Origin of the sequence: Brevundimonas sp., from assembly GCF_046295775.1 — a bacterium.
Taxonomy (GTDB): domain Bacteria; phylum Pseudomonadota; class Alphaproteobacteria; order Caulobacterales; family Caulobacteraceae; genus Brevundimonas.
Window position 1 is genome coordinate 46,971 of the sequence record NZ_JBKBML010000005.1, and the last position, 17,725, is coordinate 64,695.

The following is a 17,725-nucleotide window of genomic DNA, read 5'->3' on the forward strand; positions in this document are numbered from 1 at the left end:
AGCGTCTGATCAGGCCGCGTGGGTGAACTGGGCGGTTTCGGTTGAGTCCTTCAGGGCGGTGGTCGAGGAGCGGCCCGACGAAATGACCGTGGCCACGTCGTCGAAATAGCCCGTGCCGACCTCGCGCTGGTGCCGCGTGGCGGTGTAGCCAGCGGCCTCGTTGTCGAACTCGCGCTGCTGCAGCTCGGAATAGGCCGCCATGCCGCGATCGCGGTAGCCGCTGGCCAGTTCGAACATGCCGTTGTTCAGGCTGTGGAAGCCGGCCAGGGTCACGAACTGGAACTTGTAGCCCATGGCCCCCAGCTCGCGCTGGAACTTGGCGATGGTGGCGTCGTCCAGCTTGGCCTTCCAGTTGAACGACGGCGAGCAGTTGTAGGCCATCAGCTTGCCGGGGTGTTCCTTCTGGATCGCCTCGGCGAAGCGACGCGCGTCGTCCAGATCGGGGTGAGAGGTCTCCCACCACAGCAGGTCGGCGTATTTGGCGTAGGCCAGGCCGCGCGCGATGCAGTGGTCTAGTCCGGTCCCGGCCTTCAGGCGGAAGAAGCCTTCCGACGTGCGGTCCTCGCGGTCAATGAAGGGGTGGTCGCGCTCGTCCACATCCGAGGTGATCAGCTGGGCCGATTCCGCGTCGGTGCGCGCCACCGTCAGGGTCGGCGTGCCGCACACATCGGCCGCGAGACGCGCCGCGATCAGGTTGCGCTCATGCGCCTGGGTGGGGATCAGCACCTTGCCGCCCAGGTGGCCGCACTTTTTCTCGCTGGCCAGCTGGTCCTCGAAGTGAACGCCGGCGGCGCCCGCCTCGATGAAGGCCTTCATGATCTCGAAGCTGTTCAGCGGCCCGCCGAAGCCGGCCTCGGCGTCAGCGACAATGGGGGCGAACCAGTCGCGCTTGGCGCCGCCCTCGGCGTGCTCGATCTGATCGGCGCGCTGTAGGGTGCGGTTGATGCGGCGGCACAGTTCCGGTGCGGCGTTGGCGGGGTACAGCGACTGATCGGGGTACATGGCGCCGGCCGTGTTGGCGTCGGCGGCCACCTGCCAGCCCGACAGATAGATGGCCTTGAGGCCCGCGCGGACCATCTGCATGGCCTGGTTGCCGGTCACCGCGCCCAGCGCATTGATGTAGGGCTCGGAATGCAGCAGCTCCCACAGGCGATTGGCGCCCCGCTCGGCCAGGGTGTGGGTCACGGGCACAGAGCCGCGCAGGCGCAGGACGTCGTCAGGCGAATAGGGGCGCTCGACACCGTCGAAACGGCCGGCGGGGGAGGGGACGAGATCGGCGAAGCTGGTCATGGTCGGGTCCTGGGGGCGGGAAGCGGCCGAAGCCGGGTCTCGATCAGCAGAACACGCGACGGTCACAGCCGATACAGTTAGAGCGGCTTCTATGCAGTCATCTTGTCACAACATGACTCTTGCGCTTTTGTCACGTTATGACACCATGGGGCATGGCCAAGGGGGCGGATCGCAAGCTGTTTCTGGGCGGCCGACTGAAGCGGCTGCGGCGCGAGCGTGCGCTCAGCCAGACCGCCATGGCCGCCGACCTTGGCGTTTCCCCCAGTTATCTGAACCACATCGAGCGAAATCAGCGGCCGGTTTCGGCCCAGCTGCTGCTACGCTTGGCGGAAACCTACGACGTAGATCTGCGGGCGTTCGGCGCGGGATCGGGCCCGTCGGAGGCCGAACTGGCGGAGGTGTTCGCCGACCCGCTGCTGTCGGGCGTCGGCGCGCCCCGGCACGAGATCCTGCAGCTCGCCGACGATCAGCCCGCCGTGGCCGACGCCCTGCTGCGCCTGTATCGCGCCGTGCGGGATCAGCGCGAGCGGCTGAACGCCGTCGCCGAACAGCCGGGTGCGGCCGCGGCCGAGGATACGCCCGCCGAATGGGTCCGCGCCTTCGTCCAGGCCCGCCGCAACGCCTTTCCAGAGCTGGACGCCGCCGGTGAAGCCCTCGCCGCCCTGCTGGCGGACAGTCTGCCCGACGAGGGGTTCGAGGCCCGCGCCCGCGCCCGCCTGATCTCGCCGCATGGACTGGCGGTGAAGACCCTGCCCGCCGAGGTCATGGTTGAATGGACGCGACGTCTGGACCCGCACCGGCGTCGCCTGCTGCTGTCCGACAGCCTGTCGCCCTCGTCGCGCGCCTTCGCCCTGGCCTATCAACTCGGCCTGTCCGAGCACGGACCGCTGCTGACCGAACTGGTCGAGGCGGCCGGACCGCCGGATCCGCAGACGCGTGCCCTGCTGCGCGTGTCGCTGGCCAACACCTTGGCGGCGGCGATCCTGATGCCCTACGCGGCCTTCCATCAGGCGGCCGAGGAGACGGGCTATGATCTGGCCCGGCTTCAGGCGCGGTTCGGCGTCTCGTTCGAACAGGCGGCGCATCGGCTGACCACCCTGTCGCGGCCCGGCGCGCGCGGGGTGCCTTTCTTCCTGATGCGGGTGGATCAGGCCGGCAACGTGTCCAAACGCTATGCCTCCGCCGCCTTCCCCTTCGCGCGCTACGGCGGGGCGTGCCCGCGCTGGCGGCTGCACTCGGCCTTCCGCACGCCGGGCCGCATCGTCACCCAGATCGTCGAGACGCCCGAGCAGGACGGCCGGCCCGGCGCGCGCTGGTTCACACTGGCTCGCACCGTGGATCGTCAGGGCCACGACGCCTGGTCCGAAGGCCACGACCTGGCCATCGGCCTGGGCTGCGAACTGCAGCACGCGTCGCGGCTGGTCTACGCGCGAGGTCTGGATCTGGCGGCGCCCGAGGTGACGCCCATCGGCCCGTCCTGCCGCCTGTGCCACCGTCACCCCTGCGCCGAACGCGCCGCGCCGCCGGTCGATAGGCCCCTTGCGGTGGACGACTGGACGAAGTCCGTCAGCCCCTATCCGTTCGCCGCAGGCTAGACCCGCGTGCGGTCCCAAGTCGCCAGTTCGTGGGCGATGCAGCGGTCGATCAGGGTGCGCCAGACCGGCTCGGCGATGTCGGGCGACAGGCCGGCGGGCCCGGCCGAGGCCAGGACCTTGGCCACCACATCGTCGATGCGGGCCTGATCGTGCACCACGTCCCGGCTGGGCTTGATGCGGGCCGCGGCGTCCATGTAGCGCTGACGCTCGGCCAGCAGGGTCACCAGGGCGCGGTCCAGAGCGTCCACGCCGTGGCGGACATCCGTCATGCTCTGGCAGGCCTCGGGCGCGGTGCGCGCGTCGATCTTCAGCTCATCCGACAAAGGCGCGCTCCAGCACATAGTCGCCCGGCTCGGCGTTCGAGCCTTCTTTCATTCCATAGGTTTCGAGCAGCTCGCCCGTCTCCTTGATCATGGCCATGGAGCCGCACAGCATCACCCGGTCCGAGTTGGGCGAAAAGCCGATGGGCAGGCCCAGGTCGGCGAAGACGTCGCCGGACTTGATGCGGTCTGTGATCCGGCCGGGCGTTTCAAACTTCTCGCGCGTGACGGTGGGGTAGTAGGTCAACTGGGCCTTGGCCTCGTCGCCGATCAGCGGATCGTCGTGGATTTCGCGGCTGAAGAAGTCGCGATAGGCCAGGTCGGCGACGTTGCGCACCGTGTGGCACACGATCACCTGGCCGAACCGCTGATAGGTGTCGGGATCGCGCGCGACCGACAGCCAGGGCGCAAGGCCGGTGCCCGTGCCGATCAGCCACAGCCGCTCGCCGCCGGTCAGGGCGTCCAGCACCAGGGTGCCGGTCGGCTTCTTGCCCATCAGCACGTCGTCGCCGGGCTGGATCGTCTGCAGGCGCGAAGTGAGGGGGCCGTCGGGCACCTTGATGGAGAAGAACTCCAGTTCTTCGGCCCAGCCGGGACTGGCGATGGAATAGGCGCGCAGCACGGGCTTCCCGCCGTCTTCGCCCGGAAGGCCGATCATGACGAACTCGCCCGAACGGAAGCGAAAGTCCTCGGGCCGCTCGACGGCGAAGCTGAACAACTGGTCAGTCCAGTGGCGCACCCACAGAACCTTCAGCGAGTGGAACGGACTTGGCTTGGCCGCGGCGGGCGCCGGGGCGAGGGAGGCGTCGGTCATGGCGCCTAACTATGCGGTCGCGGCCGATTGCGAAAGGTTCGCTGCGCCCCATGCGACCACAGGGGTCGGTTTTGCACGTGACGGGGCGAAAATGAGGCGATAGCGTCCCGCCCCATGCGCACACTTCTTCTCGCCTCCACCCTGTTCCTGGCTGCAACAGCCGTTCAAGCCCAGACGGCGCGCCCGCCGGCCCAACCGACACCGGCCGCCGCCGCGGCCTCCGCGATCCTGACGCCCGAGCGCGTGTTTGCGAATCCGTCCCTGGCGGGACCGGTGGCGCGGGGCGTCAGCCTGTCGCCGGACGGCGAGCTGGTCGCCTTCCTGCGCTCGCGCGAAGACGATGTGGACGTGCTGGACCTGTGGGCCGCGCCTGTCTCGGGCGGCGAGCCGTTCAAGCTGATCGACGCCCGCGCCCTGGTGCCGGAGGCCGGCCAGCTGTCGGAAGCCGAGATCGCCCGGCGCGAGCGGATGCGCATCAGCCAGCGCGGCGTGGTCGAATATTCGTGGGACGAGCAGGGTCGCTACATTCTGGCGCCGCTGGAAGGCGACATCTTTCTGGCCGATCGCCAGGGCGGGGCCGTGCGCCGCCTGACCGAGACCGCGGCCGACGAGATCGACGCCAAGGTCAGCCCCAAGGGCAGCTACGTCAGCTTCGTGCGCGACCAGAACCTGTTCGTCATCGACCTGGCCACGGGCCAAGAGACGGCGATCACCGACGACGGCAAGGACCTGATCACCTGGGCCACAGCCGAGTTCATCGCCCAGGAAGAACTGGACCGCGACACCGGTTATTGGTGGAGCCCGAACGAGCGCTACATCGCCATCCAGCGCACCGACGAAAGCCCGGTCGACGTCATCCCGCGTCTGGACATCACCGGCGGCGGCGCCAGCGTGATCGAGCAGCGCTATCCTCGCGCCGGCCGCCCCAATGCGGTGGTCGAGCTCTATATCCGCGACATCCAGAGCGGCGACCGCGTCAAGGTCGACCTGGGCACCAACACCGACATCTATCTGGGCCGGGTCAACTGGGCCGCCGACGGCCAGACTGCCTATGTCCAGCGCCTCAGCCGCGACCAGAAGCGCCTGGACTTGCTGGCCGTCGATCCCGCCACCGGCCGCAGCCGCGTCATCGCAAGCCAGACCTCGCGCGCCTGGGTCAATGTCACCCACGACTTCCGTGCGCTTCGAGACGGCAACTTCATCTGGTCGTCCGAAGAGAGCGGCTGGCGGCACCTTTATCTCCACAACCGCGAGGGGCGTCGCCTGCGCCCGATCACGCGCGGCGACTATGCGGTCAAGTCGCTGAACGGCGTCAATCAGGACACCGGCGAGGTCTTCTTCACCGCCTCCATGCGCGACGGGCGGGAGTATCCGATCGAGCAGCAGCTGTTCCGCGCCAGCCTGCGCCGCACTGGCGACGCCACGGCCGTGACGCCTCAGGGCGGCTGGTGGAGCGCCTCGGTCAACGGCACGGGCACGGCCTATGTCGGTAACTACTCCGACCTCGACACCCCGCCGCAGTCGGCCCTGTATTCGATGGACGGGACGCGCGTGCGCTGGATCGAGGAGAACCGGCTGGAAGCCGGCCACCCCTTCTGGCCTTACGCCAGCCGCAAGCGGACACCGCAATACGGCACGCTGCAAAGCCACGGCGAGACCCTGGTCTGGCAGATGGTGACGCCGCCCGACTTCGATCCGTCGAAGACCTATCCGGTGGTGATGCAGGTCTATGGCGGCCCGTCGGGCGGGGGCGTGCGACGCGCCTGGCAACCGGCCTCGACGCAACTGCTGACCGAAGCCGGCTACATCGTCTTCCGCCTGGACAATCGGGGCGAGGGCGACCGCTCGGCCGCCTTCAAACAGGCGCTGTATCTGAAGATGGGCCAGCCCGAGATCGAGGATCAGGTCGTCGGCGCCAACTATCTGCGCAGCCTGCCGTATGTGGACGCCAACCGCATCGCCATGATGGGCTGGTCCTACGGCGGCTTCATGAGCCTGATGGCGCTGACCGAGCCCAAGATGGGCCTGGCCTCGGCCATCGCCGGCGCGCCGCCGACCGAGTGGAGCCTGTACGACACGGGCTACACCGAGCGCTACATGTCGACGCCCGAGCGCAACGTGGACGGCTATGCGGCCTCGGACGTGAACACCCGGCTGGACAATCTGACGGGACGGCTGCTGCTGATGCACGGCATGGCGGACGACAACGTCATCTTCGAGAACACGACTCGCGTGCTGAACGCCCTGCAGGAACGCAGCATCCCGTTCGAGACCATGCTGTATCCGGGCCAGCGCCACGGCATCCGCGGCAACGACCGTCAGCTGCACCAGTGGCGGACGTATCTGGATTTCCTGGACCGCACGATCGGATCGCGGGCGCCGGCGGCGGAGTAACTCGAAACCCGCTCATCCCTGCGAAGGCGGGGATCCAGACGGATCAGGCAGACAGCTTTCGGGGGATGGGCAGATGATGAAGCGCCGGAGTGCGGACCAACCGAATAGTTGTGAGGGTTGGGCTAGAGGTGTGTTGGGGGCGTTGACCCTCCTCGCGCTGACGTCCGGATGCACAATGTCGGGCGAAGGCCAGACCTTATCGCCTCTGATCACAGTGACGCGAGATGAGATCGCGCACCCCCAAAACTTCGCCGATTATCGTCAGAGAGTTATCACAACGGCACCGCCTGCACCTGAGAAACTAAGCATTGTCGAGGTTCAGCGATATATTAGCGGCAATAGCGGAACAGCCCTGGTTCATAGGTTGACCGAGAGGGCCGGCGTGAGGCGCGTCTATGGCAGCATGATAACAGTCAGTGATGGCGCATTACTTAACGCCTCGGATCAGGACCATACAGACGACGTCGTGACTCCGGCGCTTTGGAAGGTGCCCATCATGCTCAAGGACAATATCGAGACGCGCGACATGCCGACCACCGCCGGTTCCCTGGCGCTGGCGGGCAATGCGCCGGGTCGCGACGCGCCGATCGTGGCGCGGCTGCGCGAAGCGGGCGCGGTCATTCTGGGCAAGACCAATCTGTCGGAGTGGGCCAACATCCGCTCGTCCGAGAGCATAAGCGCCTGGAGCGCGGCCGGCGGCCAGACGCGCAATCCCTACGATCTGGAGCGCACCCCCTGCGGCTCGTCCTCGGGCAGTGCGGTGGCGGTGGCCATCGGCCTGGCGCCGGCCGCCATCGGGACAGAGACCGACGGCTCGATCACCTGCCCGGCGTCGGTCAACGGCATCGTCGGCTTCAAACCCACCGTGGGCCTGGTGTCGCGCACCCACATCGTGCCGATCAGCCATAGCCAGGACACCGCCGGGCCGATGACCACAACGGTCGAGGACGCGGCCATCGTCCTGACCGCCATCGCCGGTTCGGACCCACTGGACCCGGCCACGGCCGAGGCGGACGCGCGCAAGGTCGATTATCGCGCAGCGCTGGATGCGGGCAGCCTGGACGGCGCGCGCATCGGCGTCATGCGCTTCCTGCTGCCGACCTATTCCGAAGAGACGCGCGCCGTCTTTGAACAGAACCTGGAGGCCCTGCGCCGCGCGGGCGCCGAGATCGTCGAGATCACCGAGGCCCCCGCCGAAATGCGTCAGATCGGCGGCTGGGAGATTGTCGTGCTGCTGACCGAGCTGAAGCACGACCTGAACGCCTATCTGGCCTCCACCGACCCCGCCCAGGTTCGCACGCGGACCCTGGCCGACGTCATCGCCTTCAACGCCGCGGAACCGCGCGAGACCGTCCTGTTCGGCCAGGACCTGTTCGAGCGGGCCGAGGCGACCGGCGGCCTGACCGACCCGGCCTATGTCGAGGCCCGCGCCCGTTCGCTGCGCGCAGCTGGACCCGAAGGCATCGACAAGATGATGCGGGACAACCGCGTCGTCGCCCTGATCGCGCCCACCACCTCGCGGGCCTGGACCAACGATCCGAACGACAACGACGACATGCAGGGCTCGTCCAGCCGGCTGGCGGCGGTGGCGGGCTATCCGCACCTGACTGTGCCAATGGGCTTCGACCAGGGCATGCCGGTGGGCCTCAGCTTCATCGGCGGCAAATGGGACGACGCCCGCATCCTGTCGCTGGGTCACGCCTACGAGCGGGCGACCCAGGCGCGGCGGCCGCCGGTGATGCAACCGCGCTGATCCGTCGTCGTTGAGGGCGAAATGGAAAAGCTGTTCAACCGGTTCGCCAACGCCACCGCCAAGATCACGGGCCGGCCTTGGACCTTCATCGCCTGCCTGGCGCTGGTGGTCGGGTGGGCGGCGTCGGGACCGCTGTTCGGCTTCAGCGAGACGTGGCAGCTGGTCATCAACACCGGCACCACCGTCGTCACCTTCCTGATGGTGTTCCTGATCCAGAACACCCAGAACCGCGACGCCGCGGCCATGCACGCCAAGCTGGACGAACTGGTCTATGCGGTGAAGAAGGCTGACGCCCGCTTCATCGGCATCGAGCACCTGACCGACAAGGAGCTGGCGGTCATCCTGGAAGAGGTCGAGCAACGGGCGTTAGCGGTGCACGCCGGCAAGCCCGCTCGCGCCGTCAGGGGCAAGCCCGCCGCGCGCATCGAGGACTTGGCGACAACCGCCGCGCCCCAGGCCGGCGTCGCCAAATGAGCGACCTGATCGCCAACACCGTCGGCACCGCCGCCGCCCTGTGCTCCATCACCAGTTTTGCGCCCCAGGCCTTGAAGATCTGGAAGGAGCGCGACGCCTCGTCGGTCAGTCTGAAGACCTATTCGCTGACGGTGGCCTGTTTCATCCTATGGGTCGTCTACGGCGTCATGACCGGCGCCTGGCCCGTGACCTTCGCCAACAGCTGCGCCCTGGTCATGGCGTCGGGCGTGCTGATCATGAAGTGGCGGTTCCGCGACGGCGATCCCGAGGAGGCCTGAGCGAATGCGGCCCGAGGATGATCCCTGGTTTGGGGCGGCGGTCTATCAGATCTATCCGCGCAGCTTCGCCGACAGCGATGGCGACGGGGTGGGCGACCTGAGGGGGACCACGGCGCGGCTGAACCACGTCGCCTCGCTGGGCGTCGATGCGATCTGGCTGTCGCCCTTCTACCGCTCTCCGATGGCGGACTTCGGTTACGACATCTCCGACTTTTGCGACGTTGACCCGGTGTTCGGCACGCTCGCGGACTTTGACGCCCTGATCGAGCGGGCTCACGCCCTGAGGCTGAAGGTCATCGTCGATCAGGTCTATTGCCACGCCTCGGATCATCATCCCTGGTTCCAGGCGAGCCGCGAGGCTCGGCATGGCGACTATGCCAACTGGTTCGTCTGGGCCGACGCCAAGCCCGACGGTTCGCCGCCCAACAACTGGCAGTCCGTCTTCGGCGGCCCGGCCTGGACCTGGGATGCGAGGCGCGGCCAGTACTATCTGCACAACTTCCTGCCCCAGCAGCCGCAGCTGAACCTGCATCATCCGCCGCTGCGCCGCGCGATGCTGGATGTGGCCCGTTTCTGGCGCGATCGGGGGGTGGACGGCTTTAGGCTGGACGCCATCAACTTCGCCCTGTTCGACCCGGACCTGACGGACAATCCGCCCGCTCCGCCGGGGCCGCGCACCCGACCCTTCGACTTTCAGCTTCATCTCCACAATCAATCCCAGCCTGGCATCGCCGACTTCCTGACCGAGCTGAAGGCCGAGATCGGCGACGCCTTCACCGTGGCCGAAGTGGTCGGGGCGGACGCGCAGGCCGAGATGCGGGCCTTCACCGCCCCCGGGCGGCTGTCGACGGCCTATGGGTTCCAGTTCCTGTACGCCGACCGTCTGACGCCAGAACTGATACGCGACAGCGTCCAGGCCTGGGATGACGGCTGGCCCGCCTGGGCCTTCTCAAACCACGACGCGCCGCGCGCGGTCTCGCGCTGGGCCCCGGAGGATGAGCGCAGGCCCGCCTCCGAGATGCTGCTGGCCCTGCTGACCTGCTTGAGAGGCACGATCTTCGTGTACCAGGGCGAGGAGTTAGGCCTGCCTCAGGCCGAAGTGCCCTTCGACCGGCTGGTCGATCCCGAGGCCATCGCCAACTGGCCCATGACCCTGGGCCGCGACGGCGCGCGCACGCCCATGCCGTGGGCGTTTAATAAACCGTACGCGGGCTTCTCGACCACGGAACCCTGGCTGCCGGTCGACCCGCGTCATGCCGCCCTGGCCGCCGACGTTCAGGACGCCGATCCCAGATCGATCCTGAACCGGACCCGGCGACTGCTGGCGTTTCGCCGATTCCACGAAGCCCTGCGCTCCGGGGCCTTCCGCTGGGTCGATGCGCCCGACCCTCTGATCGTCTTCGAGCGCGGTGAGGGCGACAGGCGGCTGCTGTGCGCGTTCAACCCGTCGTCGAATACGACCGCGTGGCGGCCTTCCGACGACTGGCGCATCATCGACGGCGACTTCGGCGGCCCATGGGGCTGGGCCATCGCCGAGCGGGCTGAGGCCTAGCGGTCCTTCTCTCGGGCCTCGCCCGAGCGCGCCGACAGGGCGGCCTGGGCGGCTGCGAGGCGGGCGATCGGCACGCGGTAGGGCGAGCAGGAGACGTAATCCAGACCCGTCCGCTCGCAGAAGTCGATCGAGGACGGGTCGCCGCCGTGCTCGCCGCAGATGCCCAGCTTGACGTCGGGCCGAGCCGCGCGGCCGCGTTCGGTTGCGATGCCGATCAGGTCGCCGACGCCTTCCTGGTCCAGGCGGACGAAGGGGTCGGTCTCGAAGATGCCCTTGTCCATATAGGCCTGAAGGAAGCGGCCGGAATCGTCGCGACTGATGCCGAACGTCGTCTGGGTCAGGTCGTTGGTGCCGAAGCTGAAGAACTGGGCGTGCTCGGCCAGGTCGGCGGCCCGCAGCGCCGCGCGCGGCAGTTCGATCATGGTGCCGACGAGGTATTCAACGCGGTCGCCAGCCTCGGCGAACACCGCCTCGGCCGTGCGGTCGGTCAGTTCACGCAGGTATTTCATCTCCAGGCCCAGCGCGACCAGCGGGTGCATGATCTCGGGGATCGGCGCCTGGCCCGACTTGGCCTTCACCTCCAACGCCGCCTCCAGGATGGCGCGGACCTGCATCTCGTAGATCTCGGGATAAGCGACGCCCAGGCGGCAGCCGCGATGGCCCAGCATGGGGTTGGTTTCGTGCAGTTCCCGGGCCCGCCGCTTCAGTTTGGCGGCGTCCAGGCCGGACCCTGAGGCCAGGGCGTCAATGTCGGCGTCGGAGTGCGGGATGAACTCGTGCAGCGGCGGATCGAGCAGGCGGATGGTGACCGGCAGGCCGGCCATGATGTCGAAGAGCTCAACAAAGTCGGCTTTCTGGAAGGGCGCGATCTTGGCCAGCGCTGCTCGGCGGCCGGCCTCGTCGTCGGCCAGGATCATTTCGCGCACGGCGGCGATGCGGGCGTCGTCGAAGAACATGTGCTCGGTGCGGCACAGGCCGATGCCCTCGGCGCCGAAGCCGCGCGCAGTCTTGGCGTCCAGGGGGGTCTCGGCGTTGGCGCGGACCTTGAGGCGGCGCACGCTGTCGGCCCAGCCCATCAGCGTCTGGAAGTCGCCGGTCAGCTCCGGCTCGATCATGGCCACGGCGCCGTCCAGCACCTCGCCCTTGCCGCCGTCGATGGTGATGACCTCGCCGGCCTTGAAGGTGCGGCCGCGCGCGGTGAAGGTTCCGGCCTTCTCGTCGATGTGGATTTCCCCGGCGCCGGAAACGCAGGGGCGTCCCATGCCGCGCGCCACCACGGCGGCGTGGCTGGTCATGCCGCCGCGCGCCGTGACGATGCCGCGCGCGGCGTGCATGCCGTGGATGTCCTCAGGGCTCGTTTCCTCGCGCACCAGAATGACGGCGTCGCCCAGTTGCGACAGGCGCTCGGCCTCGTCGGCGTCGAACACTACCTTGCCGGTGGCCGCGCCCGGCGAGGCGGGCAGGCCGGCGGCCACCACCCTGCGCACGGCGTTGGGGTCCAGGGTGGGGTGAAGAAGCTGGTCCAGCGCGGACGGCTCGACGCGGCTGATGGCCTCTTCCTGGCTGATGACGCCCTCGGCGGCCAGGTCGACGGCGACCTTCAGCGCGGACTTGGCGGTGCGCTTGCCGTTGCGGGTCTGCAGCATCCAGAGCCGGCCTTGTTCGACCGTGAACTCGATATCCTGCATGTCGCGATAGTGGCTTTCCAGCCGGCCGACGACGTCGACGAATTGGCCGAACACCTCGGGCATGGCCTCTTCCATCGAGGGGGCCGTCTCGCCCATCTCCTCGCGGCCGGCCTTGGTCAGGGACTGAGGCGTGCGGATGCCGGCCACCACGTCCTCGCCCTGGGCGTTGATCAGAAACTCGCCGTAAAGGCGCGCTTCCCCGGTCGAGGGATTGCGGGTGAAGGCCACGCCGGTGGCCGAGGTCTCGCCCATGTTGCCGAACACCATGGACTGGACGTTCACGGCCGTGCCCCAGCTTTCGGGGATGTCGTGCATGCGGCGATAGAATTTCGCGCGGTCGTTCATCCAGCTGGCGAAGACGGCGCTGATGGCGCCCCACAGCTGGTCAGCCGGGTCCTGCGGGAAGGGACGGCCCAACTCGCGCTCGACCAGGGCCTTGTAGTCGCCGACGACCTTTTCCCAGTGGGCCGCAGTCAATTCGGTGTCGACCGACACGCCCAGGCGGTCCTTGTGATCGTCCAGGATTTCTTCGAACTGATCGTGGCCCAGGCCCAGGACCACGTTGGAATACATGGTGATGAAGCGGCGGTAGCTGTCGAAGGCGAAGCGGCGGTCGCCCGACAGCTTGGCCAGGCCTTCGACCGTCTGATCGTTCAGGCCCAGGTTCAGGACCGTGTCCATCATGCCCGGCATGGAGGCGCGGGCGCCCGAGCGGACCGAGACCAGCAGCGGGTTCTCGGCGTCGCCGAATCGCTTGCCGACCACGCCTTCCACAGCCCTCAGCCCCTCGTCGACCTGACCCGTCAGACCGTCGGGATAGGACTGGCCGTTGGAATAGTAGTGGACGCAGGCCTCTGTGGTGATGGTGAAGCCGGGGGGCACGGGCAGACCCAGGGACGACATCTCGGCCAGGTTCGCGCCCTTGCCGCCGAGAAGGTTCTTCATCGACGCATCGCCATCGGCGGATCCGCCGCCGAAGCCGTACACCCACTTGGTCATGATGGTACCGAGCCCCTGAGCCCTTGGAATCGCAACGTCCCGGGCGGGCGATCCCCGCTCCGAGCGGCCCCCTGACTAACGTGCAGAGAACACGAAGGCGAGGGCGGGCGTTACAAAACGTGAGGCCGCGAGCGGTTCCGCCTCGTCAGGCGGTGAGCACGCGCGGAAGCTTGAAGGTCACCGTCTCGCGCGCGCCGTCGTCCTCGGTGACGTCGGCGTCGAATCGGGCGGCCACGGCGGCGATCAGCTCTTCGATCAAACGCTCGGGTGCGGAGGCGCCGGCGGTGACGCCCAGCGTCTGCACCCCGTCCAGCCAGGACCAGTCCACATGAGAGGCGTCGTCGATCAGGCGCGCATCGCGCGCCCCGGCGCGAATCGCCACCTCGACCAGCCGGGCGGAGTTGGACGAGTTGGCCGAACCGATCACCAGCACCAGGTCACAACCCTCGCCGAGCCGCTTCACGGCCTCCTGGCGATTCGTGGTGGCGTAGCAGATGTCTTCCTTGTGGGGGTCGGGCAGCTCGGGGAAGCGACGCTTCAGCACCGACAGAATGCCTGCCGTGTCGTCCACCGACAGGGTCGTCTGGGTGGCGTAGGCCAGGGGCTGTTCTCCTGGACGCTGGAAGGTTTCAGCGTCGTCCACCGTCTCGACCAGGCTGATCGCGCCGGGCGGCAGTTGGCCCATGGTGCCGACGACCTCCGGGTGGCCGGCGTGGCCGATCAGGATGATGTGGCGGCCGTTGGCGTGGTGGCGCTCGGCCTCGACATGGACCTTGGAGACCAGGGGGCAGGTGGCGTCCAGATACAGCATGTCGCGCGACCGGGCCGCCTGGGGCACGGCCTTGGGCACGCCATGGGCCGAGAAGACCACGGGCCGGTCGTCCGGGCACTCGTCCAACTCCTTGACGAACACGGCGCCCCTAGCCTTCAGCCGCTCGACCACATGGCGATTGTGAACGATCTCGTGGCGGACATAGACGGGCGCGCCGTACTTCTCGATCGCGCGCTCGACGATCTGAATGGCCCGGTCCACCCCGGCGCAGAAGCCGCGAGGCGTGGCGAGGCGCACCGACAGGGGGCGGCGTGGCGTCTCAGAGATCGGAAAGGGCGCATTCATGGGGCGAACCTAGTCTCTGCGGACCGTCCTCGCCAGCGACCGTTCGCCGCGCGGTCGGGCGCATCAAGGAAAATCATTGCAGAACAACGGCTTGATAAGGGGCGAACTCGCCTTGACCAAATCCGGCCTCGCCTATAGGTTCCGCGCCGAATTCAGACCCCCTTCGGCATCCCTGTCGAAGTGCTGAGGCCCCTATGTCCCTGCCACCGGAATCGCGCGAAGAGGCGATCAAACGCCTCAACGAGCAGGCCGATGCGCTCAAGACGCGGGCCGTGCCCCCGGTCTCCGACTATGGGGCGAAGGCGGCGGGGTATGGCTATCGCCTGATGGGCGAGATGATCGGCGGCCTCGCCATCGGTCTGGGCCTTGGGTGGGGTTTCGACCTTCTGGTCGGGACCATGCCTGCGGGAATCATCGCTGGAACCCTCATCGGTTTCGGCCTGTCGATCTGGCTGGCGCTTCGCTCGGCCCGGAAAATGAGCGCAAAGGCGGCTCAGGAACTGGGACCCCCGCGCGATCTGCCCGACGAGATCGAGAGCGAATAGGAACGCTAACCAGACCGTCGTCCGGCGGTGTGGCGCTTTGACTTAGGAGACCGGGCGGCATGGCCGATCCGATGTATCAGTTCCAGGTCAAGAAGGTCGTCGACCTTCCGACCGTCCACGTGCCCGGCCTGGGAGCGATCGACCTGTCGATCACCAATTCGGTCATGGCCATGCTGGTTGCCGCCGGCCTGATCGTGCTGTTCTTCGCCTCCGTGACGGCCCGGCCCAAGGTGGTGCCCGGCCGGATGCAGGTGGTGGGCGAGGGGGCCTTCTCCTTCATCGACAATCTCGCGACCGGGATCATGGGCAAGGAAGGCCGCGCCTTCTTCCCGTTCATCCTGACGCTGTTCGTCTTCATCCTGGCGCTGAACCTGCTGGGCATGTTCACCGTCTTCACCGCGACCTCGCAGGTGGCGGTCACGGCCAGCTTCGCGGCCCTGACGATCCTGCTGGTCATCGGCGTCGGCTTCGCCAAGAACGGCATTGGCTTCTTCAAGCTTTTCGCCCCGTCGGGCGTGCCGTGGTACCTGCTGATCCTGGTCACCCCGATCGAGTTCATCTCCTTCCTGCTGCGGCCGGTGTCGCTGGCGCTTCGTCTGTTCGGCAACATGCTGGGCGGCCACGTGGCGCTGAAGGTCTTTGCAGGTTTCGTGGTTTCGCTGGGCGCGTTCGGCTTGGTCGGCATTCCGGGCGCCATCTTGGCGCTGGGCGGCGTGGTCGCGATCACCGCCCTGGAGTTCCTCGTGGCCTTCCTTCAGGCCTTCGTCTTCGCCGTTTTGACCACTGTGTATCTGAACGACGTCGTGCACCTGGACCAGCACTAGGCCGGTTCGGACCGCTCACCCTCTCTAACCTTCTTCTCAAACTTCCAACTCAGGAAACGACATCATGGAAGCTGAAGCTGCTAAATACATCGGCGCGGGCCTGGCCACTCTCGGCATGATCGGCTCGGCGCTTGGCGTGGGCCTGATCTTCTCGGGCTTCCTGCAAGGCGCGCTGCGCAACCCGTCGGCTGCGCCGGGCCAGTTCACCAACCTGATCCTGGGCGCCGCCCTGGCCGAAGCTCTGGGCATCTTCGCCTTCGTGATCGGCCTGCTCTGCCTGTTCGCGTAAGCGAATACGTCTACCCGGGCGGCGGCGCAGCCTGACGGCCGCGCCGCCGCTCATGTCATTTCGAGAACAGCGGATAGAGCCCATGGCCGCCCCCGATCCGAGCGCCGTCTCGGCGCGAAACGAACTGCTGCCCGAAACGGCCGTCGCCATCCGCGAGGACGCGGTGACGCCGAGCGGCACCGACGCCGCGGCCTACACCGCCAGCGTCGAGCATGGCGGCGAGCACGGCTCCAGCGGCCTGCCGCAACTCGAGATGCAGTACTGGGCCGGACAGATCGTCTGGCTGCTGCTGATCTTCGTGGTTCTGTACCTGCTGCTCTCCAAGGTCTTCCTGCCGCGCCTGCGCGCCGTCCGCGACGAGCGCGAGGGCGCCATCACCAGCGCTGTCAGCGCCGCTCGCGCGGTCCAGGCCGAGGCTCAGTCCCAGGCCGAAGCCGCTTCGGCCGAAGTCGCCAAGGCGCGCGCCGATTCGCGCGCCACGGCCGCCGCCGCCAAGGCGCGCGTGAACGAGCAGGCCAACGCTCGCCAGGCCGCCGACGAAGCCGCCATGAACGCCCGCATCTCCGAGGCCGAAGCCGGCATCGCACAGACGCGTGACGCGGCCATGGCCAATGTCTCGTCCATCGCCGAAGACACCACCCGCGCCATCGTCGAACGCCTGACCGGCAAGGACGCCAGTGCGTCCGAACTGGCCTCGGTCAAGGGAGCCGTCTGATGCCCAAGTTCTTCGACCCCGCTTTCTGGAGCCTGTCCAGCGCCGACTTCTGGGTCGGTGTCGGCCTGGTCCTGTTCTTCGCCATCGTGGTGATGGCCAAGGCGCCCAGGGCGCTGACCGGCGCGCTCGATGGCCAAGCCGCCAAGATCCAGGCCGAACTGGACGAGGCCGCCCGCCTTCGCGCCGAGGCCGAAGCCCTGCTGGCCCAGATCCGTCAGGAGAAAATCGAGGCCGAGGCTCAGGCCGCCGAGATGCTGGCCGCCGCCGAGGCGGACGCCCGCCGTCTGGAAGCCGACGCCAAGATCAAGCTGGAGGAAAACCTGCAGCGTCGTCAGGCCATGGCCGAGCGCCGCATCGCCCAGGCCGAGGCTCAGGCCGCCGCCGACGTGAAGGCCGCCGCGGTCGATCAGGCCGTCGCCGCCGCCGAGCGCATCCTGGCTGCCCGGGTCGAAACCAAGGCCGCCGATCCGATCCTGGATCAGGCCATCGGCCAGATCGGCCAGCGCCTGAACTAGGCCCCCGCAGGTCCAGCCACGACTTCAGCCCCCGCCGGTGACGGCGGGGGCTTTGTCGTTCGGGGGCGTCCTCAGTGCGCCGGTTGGGCGTGGGCCATGGAGGCCGCGCGGCGTTCGCGCTGCACCAGGGCCGCATAGACATTGCCCAGCACCACGCCGAAGATAGCATGGGTGAACAGCACCCAGGCGATGGTTCCGAACCCGTCCGATCCGCGGAACATGCGGGGGTCGCCGAACAGGAAGACCGCCGTCATCATCACCACCATGGCGCCGATGGCGAAAGCGATGCCCTTGGTCGCGGGCGTGGTGGTCGGAATGCGCGGACACAGGTAGCCGAAGAGTCCGCCCAGGATCACGGTGCCGGAGATCAGGTGGGCGATCCAGCCGACGGCGAGGTTTCCAGGCATTCCCAGCATGCTGGCGACGATGGCCGGGAACGACATGACCGGCGAGCCGAGCATCATGTTCACAAGTTCAAGTACTGATACTGCGAGCGTGGCCGCGAAACCGGCGATCATGCCCTTTTTTACGCGTGACATCATAACGATAGCGCCTCCCAACGC

The 17,725-nt window shown here is 67.8% G+C and carries 17 protein-coding genes; 11 read left to right on the forward strand and 6 right to left on the reverse strand.

Features of this window, described 5'->3' with window-relative positions:
• Nucleotides 1-9: 9 nt before the first annotated feature.
• Nucleotides 10-1,290, reverse strand: coding sequence for an isocitrate lyase (gene aceA, locus ACK4I0_RS04825; RefSeq protein ID WP_409608537.1), 1,281 nt, complete (start codon nucleotides 1,288-1,290; stop codon nucleotides 10-12).
• A gap of 152 nt (nucleotides 1,291-1,442) precedes the next feature.
• Between aceA and ACK4I0_RS04830 the strand changes: the two genes are divergently transcribed.
• Nucleotides 1,443-2,885: a short-chain fatty acyl-CoA regulator family protein gene (locus ACK4I0_RS04830; RefSeq protein ID WP_409608539.1), complete on the forward strand. Its 1,443-nt coding sequence runs from the start codon at nucleotides 1,443-1,445 to the stop codon at nucleotides 2,883-2,885.
• Here ACK4I0_RS04830 and ACK4I0_RS04835 read toward each other — a convergent pair.
• Both ACK4I0_RS04835 and ACK4I0_RS04840 read right to left on the reverse strand, forming a co-directional pair.
• Nucleotides 2,882-3,226: a chorismate mutase gene (locus ACK4I0_RS04835; RefSeq protein WP_409608541.1), complete on the reverse strand. Its 345-nt coding sequence runs from the start codon at nucleotides 3,224-3,226 to the stop codon at nucleotides 2,882-2,884. The genes ACK4I0_RS04830 and ACK4I0_RS04835 overlap by 4 nt on opposite strands.
• Nucleotides 3,198-4,019: a ferredoxin--NADP reductase gene (locus ACK4I0_RS04840; RefSeq protein WP_409608543.1), complete on the reverse strand. Its 822-nt coding sequence runs from the start codon at nucleotides 4,017-4,019 to the stop codon at nucleotides 3,198-3,200. The genes ACK4I0_RS04835 and ACK4I0_RS04840 overlap by 29 nt, the downstream gene beginning before the upstream one ends.
• Nucleotides 4,020-4,133: 114 nt before the next feature.
• Here ACK4I0_RS04840 and ACK4I0_RS04845 point away from each other — a divergent pair, with 114 nt between their 5' ends.
• From ACK4I0_RS04845 to ACK4I0_RS04865, 5 genes are all read left to right on the forward strand, one after another.
• Complete coding sequence (locus tag ACK4I0_RS04845) at nucleotides 4,134-6,413, forward strand: S9 family peptidase (RefSeq protein WP_409608545.1); 2,280 nt, start codon at nucleotides 4,134-4,136, stop codon at nucleotides 6,411-6,413.
• A 403-nt stretch (nucleotides 6,414-6,816) separates the two neighbouring features.
• The gene (locus ACK4I0_RS04850) at nucleotides 6,817-8,166 is read left to right on the forward strand and encodes an amidase (protein WP_409608547.1); all 1,350 of its coding nucleotides are present in this window, start codon (nucleotides 6,817-6,819) and stop codon (nucleotides 8,164-8,166) included.
• Between the two features lie 21 nt (nucleotides 8,167-8,187).
• Nucleotides 8,188-8,640 carry a low affinity iron permease family protein gene (locus ACK4I0_RS04855; RefSeq protein WP_409608549.1) on the forward strand — a complete coding sequence of 151 codons (453 nt, stop codon included), beginning with the start codon at nucleotides 8,188-8,190 and terminating at the stop codon, nucleotides 8,638-8,640.
• A complete protein-coding gene (locus ACK4I0_RS04860; protein ID WP_409608551.1) occupies nucleotides 8,637-8,918 on the forward strand; it encodes a SemiSWEET family sugar transporter in 282 nt (93 codons plus the stop codon). The genes ACK4I0_RS04855 and ACK4I0_RS04860 overlap by 4 nt, the downstream gene beginning before the upstream one ends.
• A gap of 4 nt (nucleotides 8,919-8,922) precedes the next feature.
• Entirely contained in the window at nucleotides 8,923-10,470 is a 1,548-nt protein-coding gene (locus ACK4I0_RS04865; RefSeq protein ID WP_409608553.1) for an alpha-amylase family glycosyl hydrolase, read from the forward strand.
• On the opposite strand, the gene ppdK is transcribed toward ACK4I0_RS04865, so the two are convergent.
• Entirely contained in the window at nucleotides 10,467-13,157 is a 2,691-nt protein-coding gene (ppdK, locus tag ACK4I0_RS04870) for a pyruvate, phosphate dikinase (protein ID WP_409608555.1), read from the reverse strand. The genes ACK4I0_RS04865 and ppdK overlap by 4 nt on opposite strands.
• 145 nt (nucleotides 13,158-13,302) lie before the next feature.
• A complete protein-coding gene (gene ispH, locus ACK4I0_RS04875; protein ID WP_409608557.1) occupies nucleotides 13,303-14,274 on the reverse strand; it encodes a 4-hydroxy-3-methylbut-2-enyl diphosphate reductase in 972 nt (323 codons plus the stop codon).
• A 194-nt stretch (nucleotides 14,275-14,468) separates the two neighbouring features.
• Between ispH and ACK4I0_RS04880 the strand changes: the two genes are divergently transcribed.
• From ACK4I0_RS04880 to ACK4I0_RS04900, 5 genes are all read left to right on the forward strand, one after another.
• Entirely contained in the window at nucleotides 14,469-14,819 is a 351-nt protein-coding gene (locus tag ACK4I0_RS04880; protein ID WP_135064572.1) for an AtpZ/AtpI family protein, read from the forward strand.
• 59 nt (nucleotides 14,820-14,878) lie between these two features.
• A complete protein-coding gene (locus ACK4I0_RS04885; RefSeq protein WP_409608559.1) occupies nucleotides 14,879-15,643 on the forward strand; it encodes a F0F1 ATP synthase subunit A in 765 nt (254 codons plus the stop codon).
• Nucleotides 15,644-15,707: 64 nt separating this feature from the next.
• Nucleotides 15,708-15,932, forward strand: coding sequence for a F0F1 ATP synthase subunit C (locus ACK4I0_RS04890; RefSeq protein ID WP_135064578.1), 225 nt, complete (start codon nucleotides 15,708-15,710; stop codon nucleotides 15,930-15,932).
• Between the two features lie 82 nt (nucleotides 15,933-16,014).
• A complete protein-coding gene (locus ACK4I0_RS04895) occupies nucleotides 16,015-16,647 on the forward strand; it encodes a hypothetical protein (protein ID WP_409608561.1) in 633 nt (210 codons plus the stop codon).
• Nucleotides 16,647-17,162 (forward strand): F0F1 ATP synthase subunit B, encoded by a 516-nt coding sequence (locus tag ACK4I0_RS04900; protein WP_409608563.1) that lies wholly within the window; start codon nucleotides 16,647-16,649, stop codon nucleotides 17,160-17,162. The genes ACK4I0_RS04895 and ACK4I0_RS04900 overlap by 1 nt, the downstream gene beginning before the upstream one ends.
• A gap of 71 nt (nucleotides 17,163-17,233) precedes the next feature.
• On the opposite strand, the gene ACK4I0_RS04905 is transcribed toward ACK4I0_RS04900, so the two are convergent.
• Nucleotides 17,234-17,704 (reverse strand): DUF6789 family protein, encoded by a 471-nt coding sequence (locus ACK4I0_RS04905; protein ID WP_409608565.1) that lies wholly within the window; start codon nucleotides 17,702-17,704, stop codon nucleotides 17,234-17,236.
• Nucleotides 17,705-17,725: the final 21 nt, after the last annotated feature.